The sequence below is a fragment of the Lutibacter sp. genome (assembly GCF_041596795.1).
GTDB lineage: Bacteria > Bacteroidota > Bacteroidia > Flavobacteriales > Flavobacteriaceae > Lutibacter.
The window spans coordinates 11,771-34,993 of record NZ_JBFHHX010000015.1; the positions used below are offsets into that span (position 1 = coordinate 11,771).

The window sequence follows — 23,223 nt, forward strand, 5'->3', positions numbered from 1 at the left end:
CAACCCCCACAATAAATAGAGTTTTCAAGAGAAAATCACTCGTAATGAGTGATTTTTTTGTTTTATAGCTTTTTTAATTTAGTTGCATATGCAACTAATAATATTTTTAATATATATTTGCTTTTCACATATGAAAAAAAAGCTAGATAATTCCGATTTTAATAAAACTATTGCTCCTTGGATAGCACTAACCTATAAAATGTTAGATCAGCATTTAGCAGAACTCTTTTTAAAACAAAATGTTAATATTACAAAACAGCAATGGATTATTTTAAAAATATTAACCGAAAACAAAGAGGGAATTATTCAAAATGAATTGGCTTTTTTCACTAACAGAAATAAAGCATCACTAGCACGTCTTATTTCTGTAATGGAAAAAAACAACCTAGTAGAACGAAAAAATTCTGTAATTGATGCCCGAATTAATTTGGTATTTATTACTAAATATGGTTTTCAAGTATTTTCAAAAATGAAACCTCTTGTAATAAATTGTGTTAAATCTTTACAAGAAGGTTTATCAAAAGAAGAGATTCTTAATTTTAAAGCAACATTAACTAAAATTCAACATAACATAAAAAATCAATCCTTTTAACTTTTATAAAAATGAGAAAAACTATTTCAATTATACTTGCAATTTCGTTATTACTTATTGCCGCACTAACTGCAAAATACTTTATAGATAACAAACAAAAACCAAAACCAAAAGTTGATAAAATTGTAAAAACTGTTTTTATAAATGAGGTTAAAAATACTACAGTTCCTATTGTAATTAGTGCCAACGGAAATTTAATTGCTAAAAATAAAATAGAATTATATTCTGAAGTACAGGGAATTTTAATGAGTTCAAATAAAGAATTTAAACCTGGAACAACCTATGCTAAAGGAGAAACTATTATAAAAATTAATAGTGATGAGTTTTATGCAAATTTACAAGCTCAAAAAAGTAATTTGTATAATGCCATTACTGCAATAATGCCCGATTTAAAGTTAGATTTTCCTGAAAATTATAATGCTTGGCAAAATTACTTGGAAAATTTTGATATAAATAAAACCACTCAAAAATTACCACATTTTAAATCAGATAAAGAAAAATTTTTTATCTCTGGAAAAGGTGTAATAACCAGCTACTACAATGTTAAAAATTTAGAAGTTAAATTAAGTAAATACATTTTAATCGCTCCTTTTTCGGGTATTGTAACAGAATCTATGGTAAATCCGGGAACTTTAATAAGATCTGGACAACAATTAGGAGAATTTATTGATCCTACAATTTTTGAAGTAAGTGTTTCAATAAAATCAGAATTTAAAGATTTGTTACAAGTAGGAAAAGAAGTAACACTTTATAATTTAGAAAAAACAACTAGTTGGAAAGGAAAAGTAGTTAGAATTAATGGTAAAGTAGATACTTCTACACAAACCATTAAAGCTTTTATTGATGTTAGAGCAAATGATTTAAAAGAAGGCCAATATGTAGAAGTTGCATTACAAACAAAACCAGAAGAAAATGCCTTTGAAGTTGCCAGAAATTTATTAATAGACAATTCTAAATTATTTGTAGTGAAAGATTCTGTGTTAGATTTAGTAGATGTACAACTATTATTTGAAAATAAAAATACCGTTGTTATTAAAGGATTAGAAAACGGTACAAAAATTGTTTCTAGGCCAATTCCTGGAGCTCATATAGGAATGTTAGTAAAAATTTATAACGAAAACAGTTCTAAATAATGAGAAAAATAATCACTTATTTTATAAAGTTTCCAGTTGCAGTTAATGTATTTATTATTGCATTTATTGGTTTTGGTTTAGCTGGAGCTTTATCAATGAAATCTTCCTTTTTCCCATTAACAGATTCCAGAAACATTTCTATAAGCCTTACCTATCCTGGTGCGTCACCACAAGAAATGGAAGAGGGAATTGTGTTAAAAATTGAGGACAATTTAAAAGGAATTGTTGGTGTAGACCGTGTTACCTCGGTTTCCAAAGAAAATTCGGCAAGTATAAATGTTGAAATAATTAAAGGAAAAAATATTGATGTTGTTTTAGCTGATGTAAAAAACGCTGTTGATAGAGTTCCCTCCTTCCCTTCTGGAATGGAACCTCCAATAATTTCAAAAATTGAAAACATTAGATCTACCATTAGTTTTATTATTTATGGCGAAAATATTGACTTAGCAACATTAAAACAATATGCCAGAAATGTAGAAAATGATTTAAGAGGTATAGAAGGCATATCACAAGTAAGTCTTTCTGGTTTTCCAGATCAAGAAATTGAAATTGCAGTACGTGAAAATGATTTAATAGCCTATAATTTATCATTTTCAGAAGTTGCCAGTGCTGTTAGCAACTCTAATTTATTAGTTTCTGGTGGAAATATAAAAACCGATGCTGAAGATTATTTAATTAGAGCTAGAAATAAAAATTATTACGGAAACGAGCTTTTAAATTTAGTTGTTAGAGGAAATGAAGGTGGTAATATTATTCGTTTAAGTGATATTGCAGATGTTAGCGATACATGGTCTGAAGATCCGGACAGATTGTATTTTAACGGAAAAAAATCTATTGATATAACTGTAAGCAACACCAATAGCGAAGATTTATTATCTACTGCAGAAAGTGTAAAAAAATATATCGAAAAATTTAATCAAGAACAAAGCGAAGTTAAAATAGATATCTCTAGTGATAACTCCATTACTTTAAAACAACGTTCAGAATTATTATTAAGTAATGCTGTTATGGGTGTGTTATTAGTACTCTTCTTTTTGGCATTATTTTTAAATATAAGATTGGCATTTTGGGTAGCAACAGGTATACCAATTGCATTTTTTGGGATGTTTATTTTTGCTGCTAATTTAGGTGTAACCATAAACGTATTATCCTTGTTTGGAATGATAATTGTTATTGGTATTTTAGTAGATGATGGTATTGTAATTGGTGAAAATATTTATCATCATTTTGAAAAAGGAAAATCTCCTATACAAGCAGCAATTGATGGAACTTTAGAAGTTATTCCACCAGTAGTTTCTGCCATTTTAACTACAGTAATTGCCTTTTCAACCTTTTTCTTTTTAGATGGAAGAATTGGTGATAATTTTGGTGAAGTTGCCCTCATTGTAATTCTTACGCTTATTGTTTCGTTAATAGAAGCGCTAATTATTTTACCGGCTCACGTTGCCCATTCCAAAGCATTAGAACGAAAAGATAAAAAAAGAAATAAACTAAATACGTTCTTTTTTAAAATTAACCAAAAAGCTGAAGTTGTATTGTTTTTTGTGAGAGATAATTTATATGCTCCATATTTACAATTTTTCTTAAAACATAAATTATTAGGTTTTGCAATTCCAATTGCATTATTAATTTTTAGTATTGGCGGTCTTGGTGGTGGAATTGTAAAAACATCTTTTTTCCCTTCTATTGCAAGTGATAGAGTTTCTATAGATTTACAAATGCTACAAGGAACCAATGAAAAAATTACAGATTCTATTATTTCTGAAATTGAAAAAGCTGCTTGGGAAGTAAATGAAGAATTTACAGGAAAACAACTTAGTGGTGAGCCTATTATTCAAAATATTATTAAAAGAATTGGTCCTGGTTCTGCAAATGGAAGTTTAACCATTAATTTATTACCAGGTGAAGCTAGAGATTTTTCATCGCCAGAAATAACCAATGCCATTAGAGATAAAGTTGGCAAAGTTCATGGTGTAGAAAGTTTAACCTTTGGTTCTGGAGGTAATTTTGGAGGAAGTCCAATAGCAATTTCATTATTAGGGAATAATATTGAAGAGTTAAAAGCCGCTAAAGAAGAATTAAAAGCAGTTTTAAGCACCAATCCATTGTTAAAAGATATTTCAGATAATGATCCGGCAGGTATTAAAGAAGTAAGAATTAAACTAAAAGATAATGCCTATTTACTTGGTTTAGATTTACAAAATGTAATGACTCAAGTGCGCTCTGGATTTTTTGGCCTACAAACACAACGTTTTCAGCGTGGACAAGATGAAATAAAAGTTTGGGTACGTTATATTAAAGATGATAGATCATCCTTAAAAAATTTAGATGATATGTGGATTACAACACCATCAAAACAAAATGTGCCTTTCTCTGAAATTGCAACCTACGAAATTGAACGTGGTGATGTGTTAATAAACCATTTAAATAGTAAACGAGAAATTCAAATTTCAGCAGATTTAAAGTCGCCCGATGAAAGTGCTTCCGACATATTAGATGAAGTAAAAACTACTATTATGCCAAATATATCATCTAAATATCCAACCGTTAGTGCGGTTTATGAAGGGCAAAATAGAGAAGCTAATAAAACAAAAGATTCGGCAATTAACGTTGGTTTTACCATTTTAGCATTAATATATATGGTAATTGCCTTTACCTTTAGATCGTATGAACAACCTTTACTATTAATCCTTTTAATTCCATTTAGTTTAATAGGTGTTGTTTGGGGTCATTGGTTTCATGATTTTCCAGTTAATATACTTTCTTGGCTTGGAATTATAGCTTTAATAGGTATTATGGTTAATGATGGTTTGGTACTTATAGAAAAATTTAATACCTATTTAAAACAAGGCATGAAATATGATGAAGCCTTATTACAAGCCGGAATTTCAAGATTTAGAGCTATTTTATTAACAACATTAACAACGGTTGCCGGATTAGCGCCACTTTTATTAGAAAAAAGCAGACAAGCGCAATTTTTAAAACCAATGGCTATTTCAATATCTTACGGTATGGCAATTGCAACCGTTTTAACCTTAGTAATGTTACCTTTATTATTATCCGTTTCAAACTCTATTAAAGTATTTATTAAATGGATGAGAACTGGTAAAAAAGTAACAAAAGAAGAAGTTGAAAGAGCAATTATTGAACAAAAAAGTGAAGAACATGAAACATATTAAAAATAACCTACTCATTTTATTATTTCTTGTATTTTCTATTGGTTATTCTCAAGAACAATTAACTAAAAAAGAGGCTGTTTCACTAGCTTTAGAAAATAATTATGGAATATTGCTTGCAAAAAACAATGTTAAAATTGCTGAAAATAATGCTAGTATTTATAATACAGGATATTTACCTAAATTAACTGCTTCTTCAGATGTAGATTATTCAAATACAAGCACAGATTACACATTGCAAAGCGGAACTAAAACAACCACCAATAACGCAGAAACAGCAACATATAGTGGCTATTTAAGCTTAAATTATACGTTGTTTGATGGTTTTGGAAGAGTGTATAATTATAAAAAACTGAAAGAATCTTATAATTTATCAGAATTAGAAGCTAAAGCTATTATTGAGAACTCTTTATTAAACGTTTTTGAATTGTATTTTGAAGTGGCTAGATTAACGGAAGATGCTAAAAATATTTTAGAATCTTTAACCATTTCTAAACAAAGATTAACACGTGCAAATTATGCTTTTGAATACGGACAAAACACTAAACTACAATTACTAAATGCCGAAGTAGATGTTAACAATGACAGCATTAACTACTTAAACATCAATCAATTATTAAAAAATTCTAAACGTGATTTAAATTTAGTGCTTGGCAGAAATATTTCAACAGAATTTAATGTAGATACTGCAATTTCTTTTGATTCATTATTTGAATTTGAGACTGTTTTAGAAAAAGCCAAAAACAATAATATTGAAATTCAAAAGTTAAATAAAAGCATTGTTTTAAATGCGCTGGATATTAAATTAAATAAATCTGATTTATTACCAACCTTAAGCCTAAACAGCTCTTACGGAATTAGCGAAACAGACAACGATAACTCTTATACCTACGCCAACTATTTAAACAAAGGATTAAGTGCAGGAATAAGTTTAAATTGGAATATTTTTGATGGAGGTACAACAAAAACGCGTATTCAAAACTCAAAAATTACAGCAGACAATCTTCAAATTGAAAAACAACAAGTAAACTCTAACTTAGAACGTGCTGTTGCAAATGCTTTAGAAACCTACAATAATTCTTTATTTATTTTAAAAGCAGAAGAAAAAAATGTAGAAACCAATATTCGTAATTTTTCAAGAACAGAAGAACAGTTTAAATTAGGTCAAATTACAAACATTGAATTCAGACAAGCTCAAATTAATTTATTAAACGCTAAATCTAGCTTAAATCAAGCAAAATATAATGCCAAAAATACTGAATTAACAATTCTTCAACTTACCGGAGAATTATTAAATATTGAATTTTAATTAATTTAAAACATATTTATTTAAAGGAGGTTTTTTAACCTCCTTTTTTTTGTCTAAAATTAAACGTAACAATCATAACTTTGAATTAAATTGACTAGAATCAATGACATAAATCATAATATTCTACTCTAACTCTTATTAAATTTATAGGATTAAAACAAAAGATTAACCAAAATATAAAATAAATAATAATGGAGACGATTCAAGAAGTCAAAACAAGAGTCTACAGATTTGGAAATAAATCTGCAGACGGAAATAGTAAAATGAAAAACCTTTTAGGAGGAAAAGGAGCAAACTTAGCTGAAATGAGCTTAATTGGCATTCCCGTACCTCCTGGATTTACAATAACCACAGAAGTTTGTACAGAATATAACCTTTTAGGGCAAGAAGCAGTAGTGAAAATGATTACTCCTGAAGTAGAAAAAGCTATTGCTAACATTGAAAAAATAATGGAAGCCAAATTTGGCGATAAAGAAAATCCATTATTAGTTTCTGTGCGTTCTGGAGCAAGAGTATCAATGCCCGGAATGATGGACACAGTATTAAATTTAGGTTTAAATGATGAAGTAGTAATTGGTTTAGCTGAAAAAACAGGAAACGAACGTTTTGCGTGGGATTCTTACCGTCGTTTTATACAAATGTATGGTGATGTTGTTTTAGGTATGAAACCAGAATCTAAAATAGACATCGATCCATTTGAAGAAATAATGGAGAATTTAAAAGATAAAAGAAAAATTGAATTAGATACTCAATTTACTATTCAAGATTTAAAAGACCTTGTTTTCGATTTTAAAATAGCTGTAAAAAAACGTACAGGTCATGATTTCCCAACAGACCCTTACGATCAATTATGGGGAGCAGTTGTAGCAGTATTTAATAGCTGGAATGGAGATAGAGCCGTTTATTACAGAAATATGCACGGTTACCCATCAGATTGGGGAACTGCTGTAAATGTTCAAGCAATGGTTTATGGTAATATGGGAGACAATTCAGGTACAGGTGTTTGCTTTACGCGTGATGCTGGTACTGGAGAAGATGTTTTTAATGGTGAATATTTAATTAATGCACAAGGTGAAGATGTTGTTGCAGGAACACGTACTCCACAACAAATAACAAAACTAGGTTCTATTAGATGGGCAGAATTAGCAAAAGTTGAAGAAGAAGAAAGAGTAAAAAATTACCCTTCTTTAGAAGAATTAATGCCTGAAATGTTTAAAGAACTAAACGAATATCAAGAAAAACTTGAAAACCATTATAAAGATATGCAAGATATGGAGTTTACCATTCAAGATGGTAAAATGTGGATTTTGCAAACCAGAAATGGTAAACGTACAGGTGCTGCTATGGTAAAAATAGCAATGGACATGTTAAAACAAGGTTTAATTGATGAAAAACAAGCCTTATTACGTATTGAACCAAATAAATTAGATGAGTTATTACACCCTGTATTTGATGCTAAAGCATTAAAATCAGCACATGTTATTGCACAAGGACTTCCTGCTTCTCCTGGAGCTGCAACTGGTCAAATTGTTTTCTTTGCCGATGAAGCAGATAAATATAAATTTACCATTTTAGCGCGTATAGAAACCTCACCAGAAGACTTAGAAGGTATGAATATTGCCAAAGGTATTTTAACTGCTCGTGGCGGTATGACTTCCCATGCTGCTGTTGTTGCGCGCGGAATGGGTAAATGTTGTGTATCTGGTGCTGGTGGCGTAAAAATTAATTACAAAACAAGAACTTTAATTGCCGATGGTAAAGTATATCATGAAGGCGATTGGATTTCTTTAAATGGTAGTACAGGTAATATTATTGAAGGAAAAGTAGCTACTGCTGAACCTGAATTAAGTGGTGAATTTGCTGAAATTATGGAATTGTCTGATAAGTACCGCACTATGGATGTTCGTACAAATGCAGACTCTCCAAAAGATGCAAAAATAGCTCGTACTTTTGGTGCTCAAGGTATTGGATTAACTAGAACCGAACATATGTTCTTTGAAGTTGATCGTATTAGAGCAATGCGTGAAATGATTTTGGCCGATACTGTTAAAGGTAGAGTTCAAGCATTAAACCAACTTTTACCAATGCAACGTGATGATTTTGAAGGTATTTTTGAAGCTATGGAAGGACTTCCTGTAACTATTCGTCTACTAGATCCACCATTACACGAATTTGTGCCTCACCAATTAGAAACACAACGTAGCTTAGCTGAAGATATGGATATTTCTTTAGAAGCAGTAAAAGCAAAAGTAATTGAATTAGAAGAGTTCAACCCAATGTTAGGTCACAGAGGTTGTAGATTAGGTATTAGCTATCCAGAAATTACTGAAATGCAAGCTCGTGCTATTATAGAAGCAGCTTTAAATTTAAAAGCAAAAGGTATTACTGCTAAACCAGAAATTATGGTACCTTTAGTAAGTACAACTGCTGAATTTATAAACCAAGAAACTATTATAAGAAATACTGCTGCAAAAGTTTTTGAAGAAAGAAATGATAGTATTGATTATTTAGTAGGTACTATGATTGAAATTCCAAGAGCTGCTTTAACGGCGCATTTAATTGCTGAAAAAGCTGATTTCTTCTCTTTTGGAACAAACGATTTAACACAAATGGCTTTCGGACTTTCACGTGATGATGCTGGAAAATTCTTACCAATTTATATTGATAAAGGTATTTTAAAAGGAGATCCTTTTGAAGTATTAGATCAAGAAGGAGTAGGCCAATTAGTACAAATGGGAACAGAACGTGGTAGACAAGTAAAACCAAACTTAAAAGTTGGTATTTGTGGTGAACACGGAGGTGAACCAAGTTCTGTAGAATTTTGTTTTAACACAGGCTTAAACTATGTAAGTTGTTCTCCTTACCGAGTTCCAATTGCAAGAATTGCAGCCGCTCAAGCAGCAATAAAAAAACAAGCATAGTTTAATTAAATTAAACTTTAATAGAGGCTAAGTAAAAAGTGAAATTTTCGTCAACCTGAACTTGTATCAGCATTACGGATTTCAAAACTTTTTAGGTAGCCTCTTTTTTATGCATTACCTAAAATCACAAATCAAGATTATTTTATAAGTACTTCAAACATTTCAACTAAATCTAGTATCTTCGTATTATGGTAAAAGTTGTTCTTCTTGGAGCTGGAAATTTAGCATATCATTTAACACACCATATGTTAAATAGTACAACAATTCAATTAATTCAGGTATATAATAGAAGCATTGAAAAAATTGAATATTTAAAAAATGATGTATCTATAACCAATAACTTAAATCAGTTAAAAGAAGCTGATATTTATATTATTTGTGTTTCTGATGCTGTAATTTCAGAATTATCATCACACTTAAATTTTCCTACAAAATTAGTGGTACATACTTCTGGAGCCACCTCTGTAAATGATTTAAAATCAAACTCAGAAAAAGGAGTTTTATATTTTCCGCAATCATTTTCAAAAGATAAAAAAATTGATTTTAATACATTACCTGTTTGTATAGAATCTACATCAAAAAATGGTTTTTCTTTATTAAAAAATTTTTCAAAGGAATTTTCAAAAAACACCTATTTAATTAATTCAGATCAAAGAAAAACTATACATTTAGCAGCTGTTTTTGTAAATAATTTTGTAAATCATTTATTTTATAACGCAGAACAAATTTGTAATAAACAAGCCATTCCGTTTGAAATTTTACAGCCACTTATAATGGAAACTGTAACTAAATTAGAAAAAATATCGGTTTACGATGCACAAACTGGACCTGCAAAAAGGAATGATACAAATACTATAAACAATCATAAAGCATTATTAACAAACACTCAATTAGAAATTTACACATTACTTACAAAATCTATACAAGAAACTTATGGGAAAAAGCTATAAAGAAATAATGCCTCAAATTACAACGTTTATGTTTGATGTTGATGGGGTTTTAACAAATGGAATTGTACATATTTCAACAACTGGCGAATTAACAAGAGCCATGAATATTAAAGATGGATACGCTTTAAAAACTGCAATTGATTTAGGGTACAATATTTGCATTATCTCTGGTGGAGCAAATGAAGGTGTAAGATTTAGGCTTTCAGCACTTGGTATTAAGGATATATACTTAGGTACTCACAATAAAATAATTCAGTTTAAAGAATATTTAGAAGATAAAAATATTAAACCAGAAGAAATTTTATATATGGGTGATGATATTCCAGATTTACCAGTAATGAAAGAAGTTGCTTTGCCATGTTGCCCAAAAGATGCTGTTCCTGAAATTCAAGGAATTTCTTCGTATATTTCACATTTCAAGGGAGGATTTGGATGCGTTAGAGATGTTATTGAGCAAGTTTTAAAGGTTCAAGGAAAATGGAATAGTTCATTTGATGCTAAATACGATTAACTTTAAATATATAATAAAATGAAAAAAAACTCTGTACTTATTTTTGCATTTAGCATATTATTTATGCTTTCTGCAAATTCACAATCTATTTTTGGAAAGTGGAAAACTATTGACGACGAAACAGGTAAAGAAAAATCTATTGTTGAAATATACAATGTAAACGGTAAAGCCTATGCTAAGGTATTACAAGTACTAGAAAAAGGTAAAGAAGATAAAGTTTGTGATTTATGCACCGGGGCCAATAAAAACAAACCTGTAAAAGGAATGGTAATTATAAATGGCTTATCTAAAGATGGTGATGAATGGAATGATGCAAAAATATTAGACCCTAAAAATGGAAAAGAATATAAATGCTACATTGCATTAGAAACTAATAACAAACTAAAAGTACGTGGCTATATTGGTTTTGCCCTAATTGGAAGAACACAATATTGGACAAGAGTTACCGAATAAATACGTTTATAGAATTAAAAAAAAACACGCTAAAATTTAGCGTGTTTTTTTTTAATTTTTTTCTTTTAACATTGGTACAAATCTAAATTTCCCCAATTCGTGTTTTTCAAAATCTTTTTCGCTGGTTCTTATAAATAAAGTCATTATTTGATCTTCATCACCAACCGGAATTACTAGCTTACCTCCTATTTTTAGTTGCGCCAATAAAGCATTTGGTACGGTTGGCGCGCCTGCAGTTACAATAATTCCATCAAAAGGAGCTTCTTCTGGTAATCCTTTATAACCGTCTCCAAAAATCATATTTTTAGGTTTGTAACGTAATTTGGGTAAAAATAATTTTGTTTTTTTAAACAATTCCATTTGTCTTTCAATGGTATAAACCTTTGCGCCCATTTCTAACAAAACAGCAGTCTGATATCCAGAACCAGTACCAATTTCTAATATTTTATGATTATTTTTTACCTCTAATAATTGAGTTTGAAAGGCAACCGTATAGGGCTGAGAAATTGTTTGATCTGCCGCTATTGGAAAAGCCTTATCCTGATATGCAAAATCTGCAAAACTAGAATCCATAAACAAATGTCTAGGTATTGCTGCTATAGCTTTTAAAACATTTTTATCTGTTATTCCTTTATCAGAAATTATTTTTACTAATTGATTTCTAAGTCCTTGATGTTTGTGGGTGTCCTTCACTAATAAATAAAATTTGAAAGGCTAAAAATAGGAATAAATGAGCAAAGATTGTTACTTTTGTTAACATTAAAAATAAACACACTTATTATGCTAAAAGCAGGAGTATTAGGTGCAGGACATCTAGGAAAAATACATTTAAGATTATTAAATCAATCCGAGAAATATGAATTAGTAGGTTTTTACGATCCTATTAAAGAAAATGCAAAAAAAGTTGAAGAAGAATTTGGATATAAATCATTTGATACCATACAAGAATTAATTGACGCTGTTGATGTTGTTGATATAGTAACACCTACATTATCTCATTTCGATTGTGCTAAAGAAGCTATTGAAAAGGGAAAACATATTTTTATTGAAAAGCCAATTACTAAAACACTTAAAGAAGCTGAAACTTTAATTGAATTATCAAAAAAACACAACGTTAAAGGTCAGGTTGGACATGTAGAGCGTTTTAACCCAGCTTTTTCAGCAGTTAAAGATTCTATAAAAAACCCAATGTTTATTGAAACACACCGTTTGGCAGAATTTAACCCAAGAGGCACAGATGTACCAGTGGTATTAGATTTAATGATTCATGATATTGATATTATTTTAAGCGTGGTTAAATCTAAAGTTGTAAGTGTACATGCAAGTGGTGTTTCTGTTATTAGCGAAACACCAGACATTGCAAACGCTCGTATTAAATTTGAAAATGGTTGTGTTGCAAATTTAACGGCTAGTAGAATTTCATTAAAAAATATGCGTAAATCTCGTTTCTTCCAAAAAGATGCATATATAGCTGTAGATTTCTTTGAAAAGGCTACAGAAGTTGTTAAAATGAAAGACGCGCCAGAAGTTCCAGGAGATTTTGATATGATTTTACAAAATGCAGAAGGAATTAAAAAACAAATTTATTTTGAAAACCCAAAAATTGAAGGAAACAATGCTATTTTAGATGAGTTGGAAACTTTTGCAGATGCAATTAATAATAATACAACTCCAATTGTTACCTTAGAACAAGGTACCGAAGCATTAAGAGTTGCACATATGATTATTAACGATTTTTAATCAGTATATTTTTAAAAGTTGATATTTATATAAATAAACTTTTTACAAGGTATGCTAACTAAATAAATTAAAATTATGAAAAATATAGCAGTAATTGGAGCTGGAACAATGGGCAATGGAATTGCACACGTTTTTGCACAAGAAAATTATACCGTTCATTTAATAGATATTTCGCAAGAAGCCTTAGAAAAAGGTTTAGCAACTATTATAAAAAATTTAGATAGATTAGTTGAAAAAGAAAAAATAACAGTTGAAACTAAAAAGCAAACCTTACAAAATATAACAACATTTACCTCAATAGCCGATGGTGTAAAAAATAGTGATTTAGTTGTAGAAGCGGCTACTGAAAATGTAGATTTAAAATTAAAAATATTCACTCAACTTGATGAATTTGCACCTAAAAATACCATTTTAGCTTCTAACACCTCATCTATATCCATAACCAAAATAGCATCTGTAACAAAAAGGCCAGAAAAAGTAATAGGTATGCATTTTATGAATCCAGTTCCTATTATGAAATTGGTTGAAATTATTAATGGTTATACTACTTCCAAAGAAGTAACTGAAACTATTATAAAACTTTCAGAAAAATTAAACAAAGTTCCGGTTGCTGTAAATGATTATCCTGGTTTTGTGGCAAATCGTATATTAATGCCAATGCTAAATGAAGCTATTGAAACTCTCTATAACGGCGTTGCTGGTGTTTATGAAATTGATACAGTTATGAAATTAGGAATGGCACACCCAATGGGACCGCTACAATTGGCAGATTTTATTGGTTTAGATGTTTGCTTATCTATTTTAAATGTTTTATATGATGGCTTTAAAAACCCTAAATACGCACCTTGCCCATTATTAGTAAATATGGTGCAAGCTGGCAAACTTGGTATTAAATCTGGTGAAGGTTTTTACAATTATTCACAATCTAAAAAGGCTGAAGTAATAGCCAACCAATTTAAATAAAATAAAAGAGCCGCAAATTTTGCGGCTCTTTTATTTATTATAAATATTTAAGGAAAAAATCCATCATATCTTCTTTTAACTCATAATGCATTTTAACAAAAGTTTTCATTTCATCTTTTAACATTATTTGTTTTTCTTGAAACAGAACTTCAGGTCTTTCATCAACTTTTGCATGAGCCAGTTCGCGCTTTTTCATCCTAATTCTATGTCTTAAATGACCCATTACCTCACGTTCACGAATTATTTTATTTTGAAATCCTTCCAATCTAATCATCACATCTTTTCCTAAATCACGAATAGCTACATGTTCTAATTTTTCCTCAAAATAATCCATTTCACTTTCTTGAAATTTCAACTCTCTTTTCCAAACATCCAAATTGAAGTTTAAATCACTTAAGAATAATATCTGACTTTCCATACGCTTATATGTTTTTAAATTTTTATATTATAAAGTTCACACTTTTTAAATAATATATGTCTGATATAAATCATAAAAAAAAAATATTATCAAAAAGTGCTTGTATAAATATACAAAAAAAGGCGTTTTAAATAAATTAAAACGCCTTAAAATAATGATAAATTTTAGTTGTTAATTATCTTCCTTTTCATCTTCCTCCTTAGAAGTTTTATTCCAAATTTTTATTTCATCTTTAATAGTCACACCTTTAATAATTTCTACATTAATTCCATCAGAAATACCTAATTCCACATCTCTTCGTTCAAATTCTTGATCTCCCGTTTTTACTTCAACAAATGGAGATTCTGTTTTTTTATCAAATTGTAATAATGCCTCTTTAATAGATAATACACTATCTTTCTTTTCTAAAACTATATCTGCATTTGCACTATAACCAGCTCTTACAAAAAACTCATCATCTAAAGTAACATCTCCTTTAATTTTAAATTGAACTGCACCATTTTCCTCGGTTCCTTTGGGAGCTATAAAATTTAATTTTGCAGGATATTTTTTCTTTTCAATAGCACCTAATGAAACTTCTAAAACGGTTCCATTTTTAATTTTTCCTACTTCAGCTTCATCAACTTTTCCCTCAAAAATCATTTTTGTCATATCAGCAATAGTTGCAATGGTGGTACCTGCATTAAACGTATTACTTTCAATAACTTGTGTTCCTTTACGTACCGGTATTTCTAAAATTGTACCAGAAATTTCTGCTTTTACATAGGTATTTGCTGTTTTCCCCATTCCTGCAGCAGAACCTTTTTTAATAATGTCTAAATTATTTTGAGCATTATTTAAATCTTGCTTTGCACTATTAAAGTTTAATTCTGTAGTTTCAAATTCTTGACGCGATATAACACCTTTTTCAAATAGCGTTTTATTTCTATCGTATAATGTTTTTGTGTTATTATAGCGTAATTGTGATGTTTTTACTGAACCTTGAGCGCTATTTAATGATGCAACATTAGGTACAACTCTAATAGTTGCTATTAAATCACCCACTTTTACAACCGCTCCTTCTTCTACAAATATTTCTTCGATAATTCCAGAAACTTTAGGTTTAATTTCGGCTTCTTCTAATGGTATTACTTTTCCAGTTGCCACTGTTTTTTTAACAATGTTTGTTTTAAATGGTGTTTCAGTTTCATATTGAATTGGAGATTTGCTATTTTTAGCTCCAAACCAAAGTAAAATAGCTATTAATGCTACTGCTATTGATCCAAAAATTATAGTTTTTTTCATTAGTTGATGATTTTCGTGTTTCTATTTGTTTATTTAAAATTGAAATATTGAATACTACTATTCATTTTTCATTATTAATTCTTAATTATTCTTCTCTTAATGCTTCTATTGGCCTTATACTTACTGCAGTTTGTGCTGGTATTAACCCAATTAATGTTCCTAAAATAACCAGCGTTGCTGCTGCAATTAAAATTACAGGAATATCAACTGTTGGATTTGTTAATGCTGGTTCTTCTCCTTTACCTAGAGTTGCGTCTATTATCATTAAAACCAAGCCTCCAAAAATAATTCCTAAAGCACCTGCTACACTTGTTAAAAATACAGATTCCATAATAATTTGACGCTTAATTTCCCAAGGTTTAGCACCTAATGCACGTCTAATTCCAATTTCTTTGGTTCGTTCTTTAACTGTTATTAATAAAATATTTCCAATTGCAAAAACACCAGCTATTAGTGTTGCAATACCCACAAACCAAGTTAAAAATTGCATACCTGTTAAAAACCCTGTTACTTTTTTAATTTCTTTTCCTAAATTAAAGCTTCCAAAGGCTCTATTATCTTCTGGATGTACTTTATGTAAATTTCTTAAAAGCAACTTAACATCAGCTTCAATTTGTGTAATATCAAAACCTGGCTGTCCAGTAATCATCATCCAACCAACACTATCGCCTCTATTGTAAACTTGTTGAAAAGTAGTAAATGGTATATGAATATTTCCTTGTGGTCCTCCGCTACCAATCTGACTTTCTTTATACATACCAACAACATTGTAATTAATGTCATTTATTTTGATGTATTGTCCAATTGGAAACTCATCTTTATCAAAAAGTTGTTTGTAAATTTCTTCTTCTATTACACAAACTTTCTTTTTTTCTTTAATATCATTATTATTAATAAAGCGTCCATACACCATGTTTCTTTTTTGTACTTTATCAAACTCTGGATAATCTCCAAAAACACCAAAATTTCCGGTTTTAAATTTATTCACGGCTAAGGCTTGTGTTTGATGACGAGGCACAACAAACTCTAACCCTTTTATTTCACCTTTAATACTCTCTAAATCAGACATTTTTAGTGTTAATCCTTTTCCTTCCTGAAAACCTTTAAATGGTTTACTAGTTTCTTGTGCCCAAACAAAAACACTATTTGTTGCAAAGTCTCCAAATAATCTATTAAAATTATTTTCAACTCCTTTGGCTGCACCCAATAAAACTACTAGTAAAAATATACCCCACATAACCCCAATAATGGTTATTCCAGTACGCATTTTATTTTTACGAATACTGCTGTAAATTTCTTGCCAGGTGTCTGTATCAAATAAAAATTTAATCATATTATTCGTCGTTTAATGCTACAATTGGTTTTATACTTGCTGCTCTTTTTGCTGGAATATAACCTGCAATTGTTCCTGCTATTATAAGTACAATAGTTGCTCCAACAACCACATAGGTTTCAACACTTGGGTTTAAAATAAAATATTTTTCTAAGCTATCACCTAATGCTCTTAATGCAAAAACACCCACCATTAAACCCGTATAACCAGCTAAAGCGGTAATAAATATAGATTCCATTAAAATCATACCTATAATGGATTTTGGTGTTGCTCCCAAGGCTTTTCTAATACCTATTTCTTTGGTACGTTCTTTTACTATGTACACCATTATATTACTAATTCCAATAATACCTGCAACCAATGTTCCTATTCCTATAAACAAAATAATTACATTTAAAACGGTCATAAATTGTTGTACATTTTTAGTTCCTTCGGCATAATTTCTTACTCTAATTGCCGATTGATCACGCGGATCAACATTATGTTTTTCTTTTAAAACTACAGTAAGTAAATTACTAAATGCTAATGCTTCATCTACACTTAACTTAGAGTTAAATGTTAAACCAAAATAATCTACCTCATCATTTGGTTTGTACATTCCTTGAATTGTAGTAAATGGTGCATAAATATATCGTTCATCATTATCTCCTCCTGGGTCGCTAAAAACACCAACTACTTTATATGAAATACCATCTAAATTAATGTTTTTACCCAAAGCTCCTTTTGCTCCAAATAAATCTTCTTCAACAAGTCTTCCTATAGCAATAACTTTTGCACGCCTTTTAATATCTATATAACTTAAAAAACGACCTTCAATAATTTCTGCAGACTCTAAAGGTTGGTAATCTGGATAAACTCCTCTAACGGTGTACCTATTTTGTTCTCCTTTGTAAATGGCCTGTACATTATAACGCTGAATATTAGGACTAAAAAATTGAATTTCTTTTGAAAACTTTTCATTTATAAATTTAGCATCTTCATTTCTAAATTGAATTTGTCTACCACTTTGTAAACCTTTATATGGTTTTGTAGTACTTCCAGAATTTATATATACCGAATTTTGAGAATCTCCTGCAAATTGTTTTTCAAAAGTATGTTTCAATCCATTACCAATACCAAATAACAAGGTAAATAACAAAATAGCAAACGCAATTGTAAAACCAGAAAGAATGGTTCTGAGTTTGTTTTTATTAATGGTTTGGAAAATTTCTTGCCAACGATCTAAATCAAACATAGCTTATACTTTTGATTTCTTTAACGTTTTTTCATCACTTATAATTACACCATCTTTTAAGCGTACAATTCTATCTGTTTCCTCAGCAATATCTTCTTCATGTGTAATTACAAAAACAGTCATCCCTTCTCTATTAATTTCTTTCAACAACTCCATTACAGAATGTGATGTTGAAGAATCTAATGCTCCTGTTGGCTCATCTGCCAATACAACTTTAGGTTTAGTAACCAAGGCCCTAGCAATGGCTACACGTTGTTTTTGGCCACCAGAAAGTTCGCTTGGTAAATGGGTTGCCCAATCTGCCAATCCTACTTTTTCTAAATATTGCATGGCAATTTCATTGCGCTCTTTTCTTCCCATTCCTGCATAATATAATGGAAGCGCCACGTTTTCTAGAGCATTTTTATAATTAATTAAGTTGAATGATTGGAAAACAAATCCTAAAAATTTATTTCTAAGGATGGCAGCTTTTTTTTCATCTAAATTTTCAATTAATTGACCATTTAAATAATAGTTACCAGAATCATGACCATCTAATAAACCAACTATATTTAATAAAGTTGATTTTCCTGAACCCGATGAACCCATAATGGCTACAAATTCACCTTCTTTTATATGTAAATCTAATCCTTTTAAAACATGAAGTGAATCTTTTCCTATTGGATATGATTTATGAAGTTTTTCAATCTTAATCATTTGGTTATTGTTTTTACTAATTTAAAAATTGATGTTGAGAGTTGCTACTAATTTTATGTTAAAAACAAAATTATGTATTTTTACTCTATGAACAATTTTGAAGGAAAATCAATCGTTTTTTTTGATGGTGTTTGCAATTTATGCAACGCTGCCGTTAATTTTATTATTAAACATGATAAAAAAAAACATTTTTTATTTGCCTCTCTTCAATCAGACGTTGCAAAAGAAATTTTGTTACAGTATAATTTAAAAAAAATAAATTTAGAGTCTATTATTTTACTTGAAAATGAAAAAATATATCTAAAATCTACGGCAGCATTAAAAATTGCAAGGAAATTAAATCATGGATTTTTCTTATTGTACATTTTTATGTTAATACCTAAATTTATTAGAAACTATGCATACGATTATATAGCCGCCAACAGATATAAATGGTATGGTAAAAAAAGTAGCTGTATGTTACCTTCAGACAATATAAAAAATAGGTTTTTGGATTTTTAAAGAACCTTCACTTTTTTAGGATAATTATCATCCCATTCTTTTACTTTAGGCTTATGTAATTTCCCTAACCATTTTGCTACCATCATTGAAACTGATGCATCTCCCGTAACATTTACAGTTGTTCTACACATATCTAAAGGTCTGTCTATAGCAAAAATAAGTGCCAATCCAGCTTCTGGTATTCCTGCTTGCCCCAAAACAATTACTAACATAACCATTCCTGCACCAGGAACAGCCGCAGAACCAATACTTGCCAACGTAGCTGTTACAATAATACCCAACTGAACACCTAACGATAAATCCATTCCAAAAGCTTGTGCAATAAATACAGCTGCAACGGCTTGATATAAACTTGTACCATCCATATTAATGGTTGCTCCAATAGGTAATACAAAACTACTTACTTCCTCATCAACTCCAAGATGCTCAGTAACTCTTTCCATTGTAACTGGTAATGTTGCAGCACTACTACTTGTAGAAAATGCTAACAATTGGGCTGGTGAAATTCCTTTAAAAAATGTAGATGGATCTTTTTTTGCAATCATCCAAACCATTAAATTATAAAATCCTATCATTAAAATTAATCCTAAAACTACTGTAAATGCATACCAAATTAAGGCTTTAAATAAATCTATACTCGGCGATTCAACTACTAAAGCTGCTAACAATGCAAAAACTCCGTACGGAGCTGCTAACATTATTAAATCAATCATTTTTAAAATTACCTCATTAAATCCATCAAAAAAGTTTTTTACAGGTTTCGATTTTTTTTCAGGTATTAATATTAATCCAATACCAAAAAAGATGGCGAAAAAAATAATTTGTAGCATATTTTTATTTTCAGATGCCGCCCCAAAAATATTATCTGGAACAATATCTACTAATGCTTGTAATGGCGCACTTTCTTTTTGCTTAAATGCTTCTTCTGAGTATTTTGCAGCATCACCACTATAATTATCAACTAACTCTTGACGTGTTTCTTCTGAAATTGAGTTTCCTGGCTTTACTACATTTACCAAAACCAACCCAATTGTAACAGCAACAACTGTTGTAACAAGATACAAACCAATGGTTCTGCTTCCCATTTTAGATAGTTTAGAAATATCTTTTAAATCTGACACTCCTTTTATTAATGATGCCAAAATTAGCGGCACTGCTATTAATTTTAATGCGTTTATAAAAATAGTACCAAACGGTTTTACCCAATCTTGTACAATTTCTTTACCTTGATCAAATTGCGTCATTAACAACCCAATTAACACTCCTAAAGTCATTCCAATTAATATTTGCCAGTGCAATGCTATTTTTTTCATTTAATAATTTTAAATTTTATGGAAAGATAAAAAATATGAACAGAATAAGTCTTTTTAAAGCAAAAAAAAAGCACATATGTGCTTTTTTTATACAAAATATTCAACTAAATATTAAAATTGATATCTTAATGATAAAGCTAAATCTAAATCTGTATCACTATAATTTCCTAGCAATCCAATTTCTGGTCTAAAATCTAACGATATTAATAATGGAATATCAAAATCATATTCTATACCTATATTTCCATCAGCATTTAAAAATACACCATCATCTTTTGAAGACGTGTTATCATTATTACTCCAAGATCCAATACCTGCTCCAAAACCAGCGTACCAATTAAAGCCTCCGTCAATTTGCCAAACCCATTGGTAAATTCCTGTTAATTTAAAAGCATCGTCTTCGTTTGATCTACTTCTAAAACCAAGATCCACCTCTAACCTATTAACGCTTGAAAGTTGTTTTTGATAGGAAATTTCACCTCCAAAACCTGCATTATCCCCAAAACGTAACCCAATAGCATTATCGGCTATTTGTTGAGCACTTATTACACTACCAAAAAAAACAGTTGCAGCTAAGAATAAAAATATTTTTTTCATAAAATTAAAATTTAAAATTTGATTTGATTAAACAAAATTAATGCCATAATCAATTAACGTAAAGTTATTTTAATTATTTTGCGGTGACTTATTTCAAATTGCTGTGTCACATTAACAAAAATATTAATTACATTAACATAAAAAATAAAAAAATGGCAGGATTATTAGATTTATTAAATAGCGACTTAGGAAAAACGTTGGTAAACAATGCAAGTTCGCAATTAGGACAAGACAAAGTTAAAACAGCATCCGCTTTATCAACAGCACTTCCTTTAATTTTAGGCGCAATGAAAAATAACGCATCTACTCCACAAGGAGCTGAAGGTTTGTTAAGTGCTTTATCTGGTAAACACGATGGTAGTTTGTTAGATAATTTAGGTGGAATGCTTGGAAACAGTGATATATTATCTGACGGTGCAGGAATTTTAGGACATGTTTTTGGCGGAAAACAACAAAATGTTGCCAATGCTGTTAGTAAAAAAAGTGGTATGGATGCTAATTCTGCAATGAGTCTTTTACAAATGGCAGCACCTATTGTAATGGCATATTTAGGAAAAGAAAAACGTTCGCAAAATGTAAATGATGGAAATGGTATTGGAGATTTATTAGGTGGACTTTTAGGAGGAGGCGCTCAGCAAGAGCAAAGTTTAATTACAAAAATATTAGATGCTGATGGAGATGGAAGTGTTGTAGATGATTTAATTGGAATGGCTTCTGGAGGAAAGAAAAAAGGTGGAATTGGAGGCTTATTAGGTGGTTTATTTGGAAAATAATAATTGAAATAAATACTTTAAAAAGGGGGAAGATTTTATCTTCCCCCTTTTTTATATAAGTTTTCTATTTAAAATATAAATGTATTTTTGCGCATGAAAATTATTCAAATGGAAAAATTAAAAAAACGCTGGGGATTAAAATCTAACTTTCAAATAGTTTTAATACTATTAGTTTTTTCTATAAATGGTTCTTTTGCAGCATATATAGCCAAACCATTAACAGAACTTATTGGTTTAGATTATGAAACAACAAACCCTTGGTTATTTTGGCCAGTACGTATTCTTTTAATTTTTATAATTTATCAGATTACTTTACCAATGGTTGGATTTTTCTTTGGGCAATTTAAGTTTTTCTGGAATTTTTTTACAAAAAAGATGTTACTTCGAATGGGTTTTAAACGTTTTATGAAAGATGTTTAACCTCTTCTTTATCTTTCTTTAAAATAAATTTATAAATCCATGTAAGTGTAAATGTGGGTAATAAATCTGTACCAAAAATACCAGCTTCCTCAACAAAAGAAATAATACTTCCAATTTTCCCTTCCGCTCCTTTATACATTTTATAAATTAAAAAAGCTGAAACTGGTGCCCATAAAACATCAAAAGTTTCACCAATAAACGGCACCATAAAAGATAACATTCCTATAGCATCAAACAAGATACTAAATAGTAATAATTTGTATTTTTTTTGCATAAATAACTGTTTACATTATTTATAACAATTAAGATGCCAAGAATTTAATCTTTTAATTTAGACTTAAATTCTTTAATAAATTTTTCTAATTTAGGATTAATAACAGCAACACAATACCCTTGCGTTTTATTGTTATTGTAATAATTTTGATGATAATCTTCTGCCTTATAAAAAGCTGTAAACTTTGTAACCTCCGTAACTATTTTAGCATTAAATACTTTTGCTTCAGTAAGTTCTTTAATAAATTTTTCTGCCGTTAACTTTTGAGCTTCAGAATGATAAAAAATAGCAGATCTATATTGCGAACCTACATCATAACCTTGTTTATTTAAAGTTGTAGGATCGTGTGTGCTAAAAAACACTTCTAATATTTCCTGAAATGTTATTACGTTTGAATCAAATTTAATTTCAATAGCTTCAGCGTGGCCAGTTCTTCCTGTTACCACTTCTCTATATGCAGGATTTTTAATAGTACCTCCAGAAAATCCTGAAGTAACAGACTCTACTCCTTTTAATCGTTGAAAAATGGCTTCTGTACACCAAAAACAACCATTTCCAACCGTTGCAATTTCTATTTTTTTATTCATTTTGTTTTTTTTAGTAATGGTAGATTGCGCTATAGATTCCGACAA

Annotated in this window: 23 protein-coding genes; 13 read left to right on the forward strand and 10 right to left on the reverse strand. The window is 29.8% G+C overall.

Annotated features, from left to right (window positions below; genetic code table 11):
- The first annotated feature begins 130 nt into the window (after positions 1 to 130).
- From ABY298_RS03345 to ABY298_RS03380, 8 genes are all read left to right on the forward strand, one after another.
- Complete coding sequence (locus tag ABY298_RS03345; protein WP_372744585.1) at positions 131 to 592, forward strand: MarR family winged helix-turn-helix transcriptional regulator; 462 nt, start codon at positions 131 to 133, stop codon at positions 590 to 592.
- Between the two features lie 11 nt (positions 593 to 603).
- The gene (locus tag ABY298_RS03350; protein ID WP_372744586.1) at positions 604 to 1,725 is read left to right on the forward strand and encodes an efflux RND transporter periplasmic adaptor subunit; all 1,122 of its coding nucleotides are present in this window, start codon (positions 604 to 606) and stop codon (positions 1,723 to 1,725) included.
- Entirely contained in the window at positions 1,725 to 4,904 is a 3,180-nt protein-coding gene (locus tag ABY298_RS03355) for an efflux RND transporter permease subunit (RefSeq protein ID WP_372744587.1), read from the forward strand. Before ABY298_RS03350 ends, ABY298_RS03355 begins: the two co-directional genes overlap by 1 nt.
- A complete protein-coding gene (locus tag ABY298_RS03360) occupies positions 4,891 to 6,210 on the forward strand; it encodes a TolC family protein (RefSeq protein ID WP_372744588.1) in 1,320 nt (439 codons plus the stop codon). Before ABY298_RS03355 ends, ABY298_RS03360 begins: the two co-directional genes overlap by 14 nt.
- 191 nt (positions 6,211 to 6,401) lie before the next feature.
- Positions 6,402 to 9,131, forward strand: a complete 2,730-nt coding sequence (gene ppdK / locus ABY298_RS03365; protein ID WP_372744589.1) for a pyruvate, phosphate dikinase — start codon at positions 6,402 to 6,404, stop codon at positions 9,129 to 9,131.
- Between the two features lie 188 nt (positions 9,132 to 9,319).
- Positions 9,320 to 10,081: a Rossmann-like and DUF2520 domain-containing protein gene (locus ABY298_RS03370; protein ID WP_372744590.1), complete on the forward strand. Its 762-nt coding sequence runs from the start codon at positions 9,320 to 9,322 to the stop codon at positions 10,079 to 10,081.
- Positions 10,065 to 10,592, forward strand: coding sequence for a KdsC family phosphatase (locus ABY298_RS03375; RefSeq protein ID WP_372744591.1), 528 nt, complete (start codon positions 10,065 to 10,067; stop codon positions 10,590 to 10,592). The genes ABY298_RS03370 and ABY298_RS03375 overlap by 17 nt, the downstream gene beginning before the upstream one ends.
- Positions 10,593 to 10,610: 18 nt before the next feature.
- Positions 10,611 to 11,045: a DUF2147 domain-containing protein gene (locus tag ABY298_RS03380; protein ID WP_372744592.1), complete on the forward strand. Its 435-nt coding sequence runs from the start codon at positions 10,611 to 10,613 to the stop codon at positions 11,043 to 11,045.
- A 51-nt stretch (positions 11,046 to 11,096) separates the two neighbouring features.
- On the opposite strand, the gene ABY298_RS03385 is transcribed toward ABY298_RS03380, so the two are convergent.
- A complete protein-coding gene (locus ABY298_RS03385) occupies positions 11,097 to 11,738 on the reverse strand; it encodes a protein-L-isoaspartate(D-aspartate) O-methyltransferase (RefSeq protein WP_372744593.1) in 642 nt (213 codons plus the stop codon).
- An 87-nt stretch (positions 11,739 to 11,825) separates the two neighbouring features.
- On the opposite strand from ABY298_RS03385, the gene ABY298_RS03390 reads away from it, so the two are divergent.
- Positions 11,826 to 12,785: a Gfo/Idh/MocA family protein gene (locus tag ABY298_RS03390; protein ID WP_372744594.1), complete on the forward strand. Its 960-nt coding sequence runs from the start codon at positions 11,826 to 11,828 to the stop codon at positions 12,783 to 12,785.
- Positions 12,786 to 12,860: 75 nt separating this feature from the next.
- The gene (locus ABY298_RS03395) at positions 12,861 to 13,748 is read left to right on the forward strand and encodes a 3-hydroxyacyl-CoA dehydrogenase family protein (protein ID WP_372744595.1); all 888 of its coding nucleotides are present in this window, start codon (positions 12,861 to 12,863) and stop codon (positions 13,746 to 13,748) included.
- A gap of 37 nt (positions 13,749 to 13,785) precedes the next feature.
- Here the strand turns inward: ABY298_RS03395 and ABY298_RS03400 are convergent, their stop codons facing one another.
- The 5 genes from ABY298_RS03400 to ABY298_RS03420 form a co-directional block, all read right to left on the reverse strand.
- Positions 13,786 to 14,166, reverse strand: coding sequence for a hypothetical protein (locus ABY298_RS03400; protein WP_372744596.1), 381 nt, complete (start codon positions 14,164 to 14,166; stop codon positions 13,786 to 13,788).
- 171 nt (positions 14,167 to 14,337) lie between these two features.
- The gene (locus ABY298_RS03405) at positions 14,338 to 15,450 is read right to left on the reverse strand and encodes an efflux RND transporter periplasmic adaptor subunit (RefSeq protein ID WP_372744597.1); all 1,113 of its coding nucleotides are present in this window, start codon (positions 15,448 to 15,450) and stop codon (positions 14,338 to 14,340) included.
- A gap of 85 nt (positions 15,451 to 15,535) precedes the next feature.
- Positions 15,536 to 16,780 (reverse strand): ABC transporter permease, encoded by a 1,245-nt coding sequence (locus ABY298_RS03410; RefSeq protein WP_372744609.1) that lies wholly within the window; start codon positions 16,778 to 16,780, stop codon positions 15,536 to 15,538.
- Between the two features lie 4 nt (positions 16,781 to 16,784).
- A complete protein-coding gene (locus ABY298_RS03415) occupies positions 16,785 to 18,017 on the reverse strand; it encodes an ABC transporter permease (protein ID WP_372744598.1) in 1,233 nt (410 codons plus the stop codon).
- Between the two features lie 3 nt (positions 18,018 to 18,020).
- A complete protein-coding gene (locus ABY298_RS03420; RefSeq protein ID WP_372744599.1) occupies positions 18,021 to 18,713 on the reverse strand; it encodes an ABC transporter ATP-binding protein in 693 nt (230 codons plus the stop codon).
- A gap of 72 nt (positions 18,714 to 18,785) precedes the next feature.
- Between ABY298_RS03420 and ABY298_RS03425 the strand changes: the two genes are divergently transcribed.
- Positions 18,786 to 19,214, forward strand: a complete 429-nt coding sequence (locus ABY298_RS03425; protein WP_372744600.1) for a thiol-disulfide oxidoreductase DCC family protein — start codon at positions 18,786 to 18,788, stop codon at positions 19,212 to 19,214.
- Here the strand turns inward: ABY298_RS03425 and ABY298_RS03430 are convergent.
- On the reverse strand, positions 19,211 to 20,527 hold the full coding sequence (locus ABY298_RS03430) for a dicarboxylate/amino acid:cation symporter (RefSeq protein ID WP_372744601.1): 1,317 nt from the start codon (positions 20,525 to 20,527) through the stop codon (positions 19,211 to 19,213). The genes ABY298_RS03425 and ABY298_RS03430 overlap by 4 nt on opposite strands.
- Before the next feature lie 111 nt (positions 20,528 to 20,638).
- Entirely contained in the window at positions 20,639 to 21,124 is a 486-nt protein-coding gene (locus ABY298_RS03435; protein ID WP_372744602.1) for a hypothetical protein, read from the reverse strand.
- A 152-nt stretch (positions 21,125 to 21,276) separates the two neighbouring features.
- On the opposite strand from ABY298_RS03435, the gene ABY298_RS03440 reads away from it, so the two are divergent.
- A complete protein-coding gene (locus ABY298_RS03440; RefSeq protein WP_372744603.1) occupies positions 21,277 to 21,897 on the forward strand; it encodes a DUF937 domain-containing protein in 621 nt (206 codons plus the stop codon).
- Positions 21,898 to 22,005: 108 nt separating this feature from the next.
- Positions 22,006 to 22,317 carry a DUF6787 family protein gene (locus ABY298_RS03445; protein ID WP_372744604.1) on the forward strand — a complete coding sequence of 104 codons (312 nt, stop codon included), beginning with the start codon at positions 22,006 to 22,008 and terminating at the stop codon, positions 22,315 to 22,317.
- Here the strand turns inward: ABY298_RS03445 and ABY298_RS03450 are convergent.
- Together ABY298_RS03450 and msrA are read right to left on the reverse strand one after the other, a co-directional pair.
- A complete protein-coding gene (locus tag ABY298_RS03450) occupies positions 22,301 to 22,591 on the reverse strand; it encodes a hypothetical protein (RefSeq protein WP_372744605.1) in 291 nt (96 codons plus the stop codon). The two genes, ABY298_RS03445 and ABY298_RS03450, sit on opposite strands and share 17 nt — an antisense overlap.
- Before the next feature lie 44 nt (positions 22,592 to 22,635).
- Positions 22,636 to 23,223: a peptide-methionine (S)-S-oxide reductase MsrA gene (msrA, locus tag ABY298_RS03455; protein ID WP_372744606.1), complete on the reverse strand. Its 588-nt coding sequence runs from the start codon at positions 23,221 to 23,223 to the stop codon at positions 22,636 to 22,638.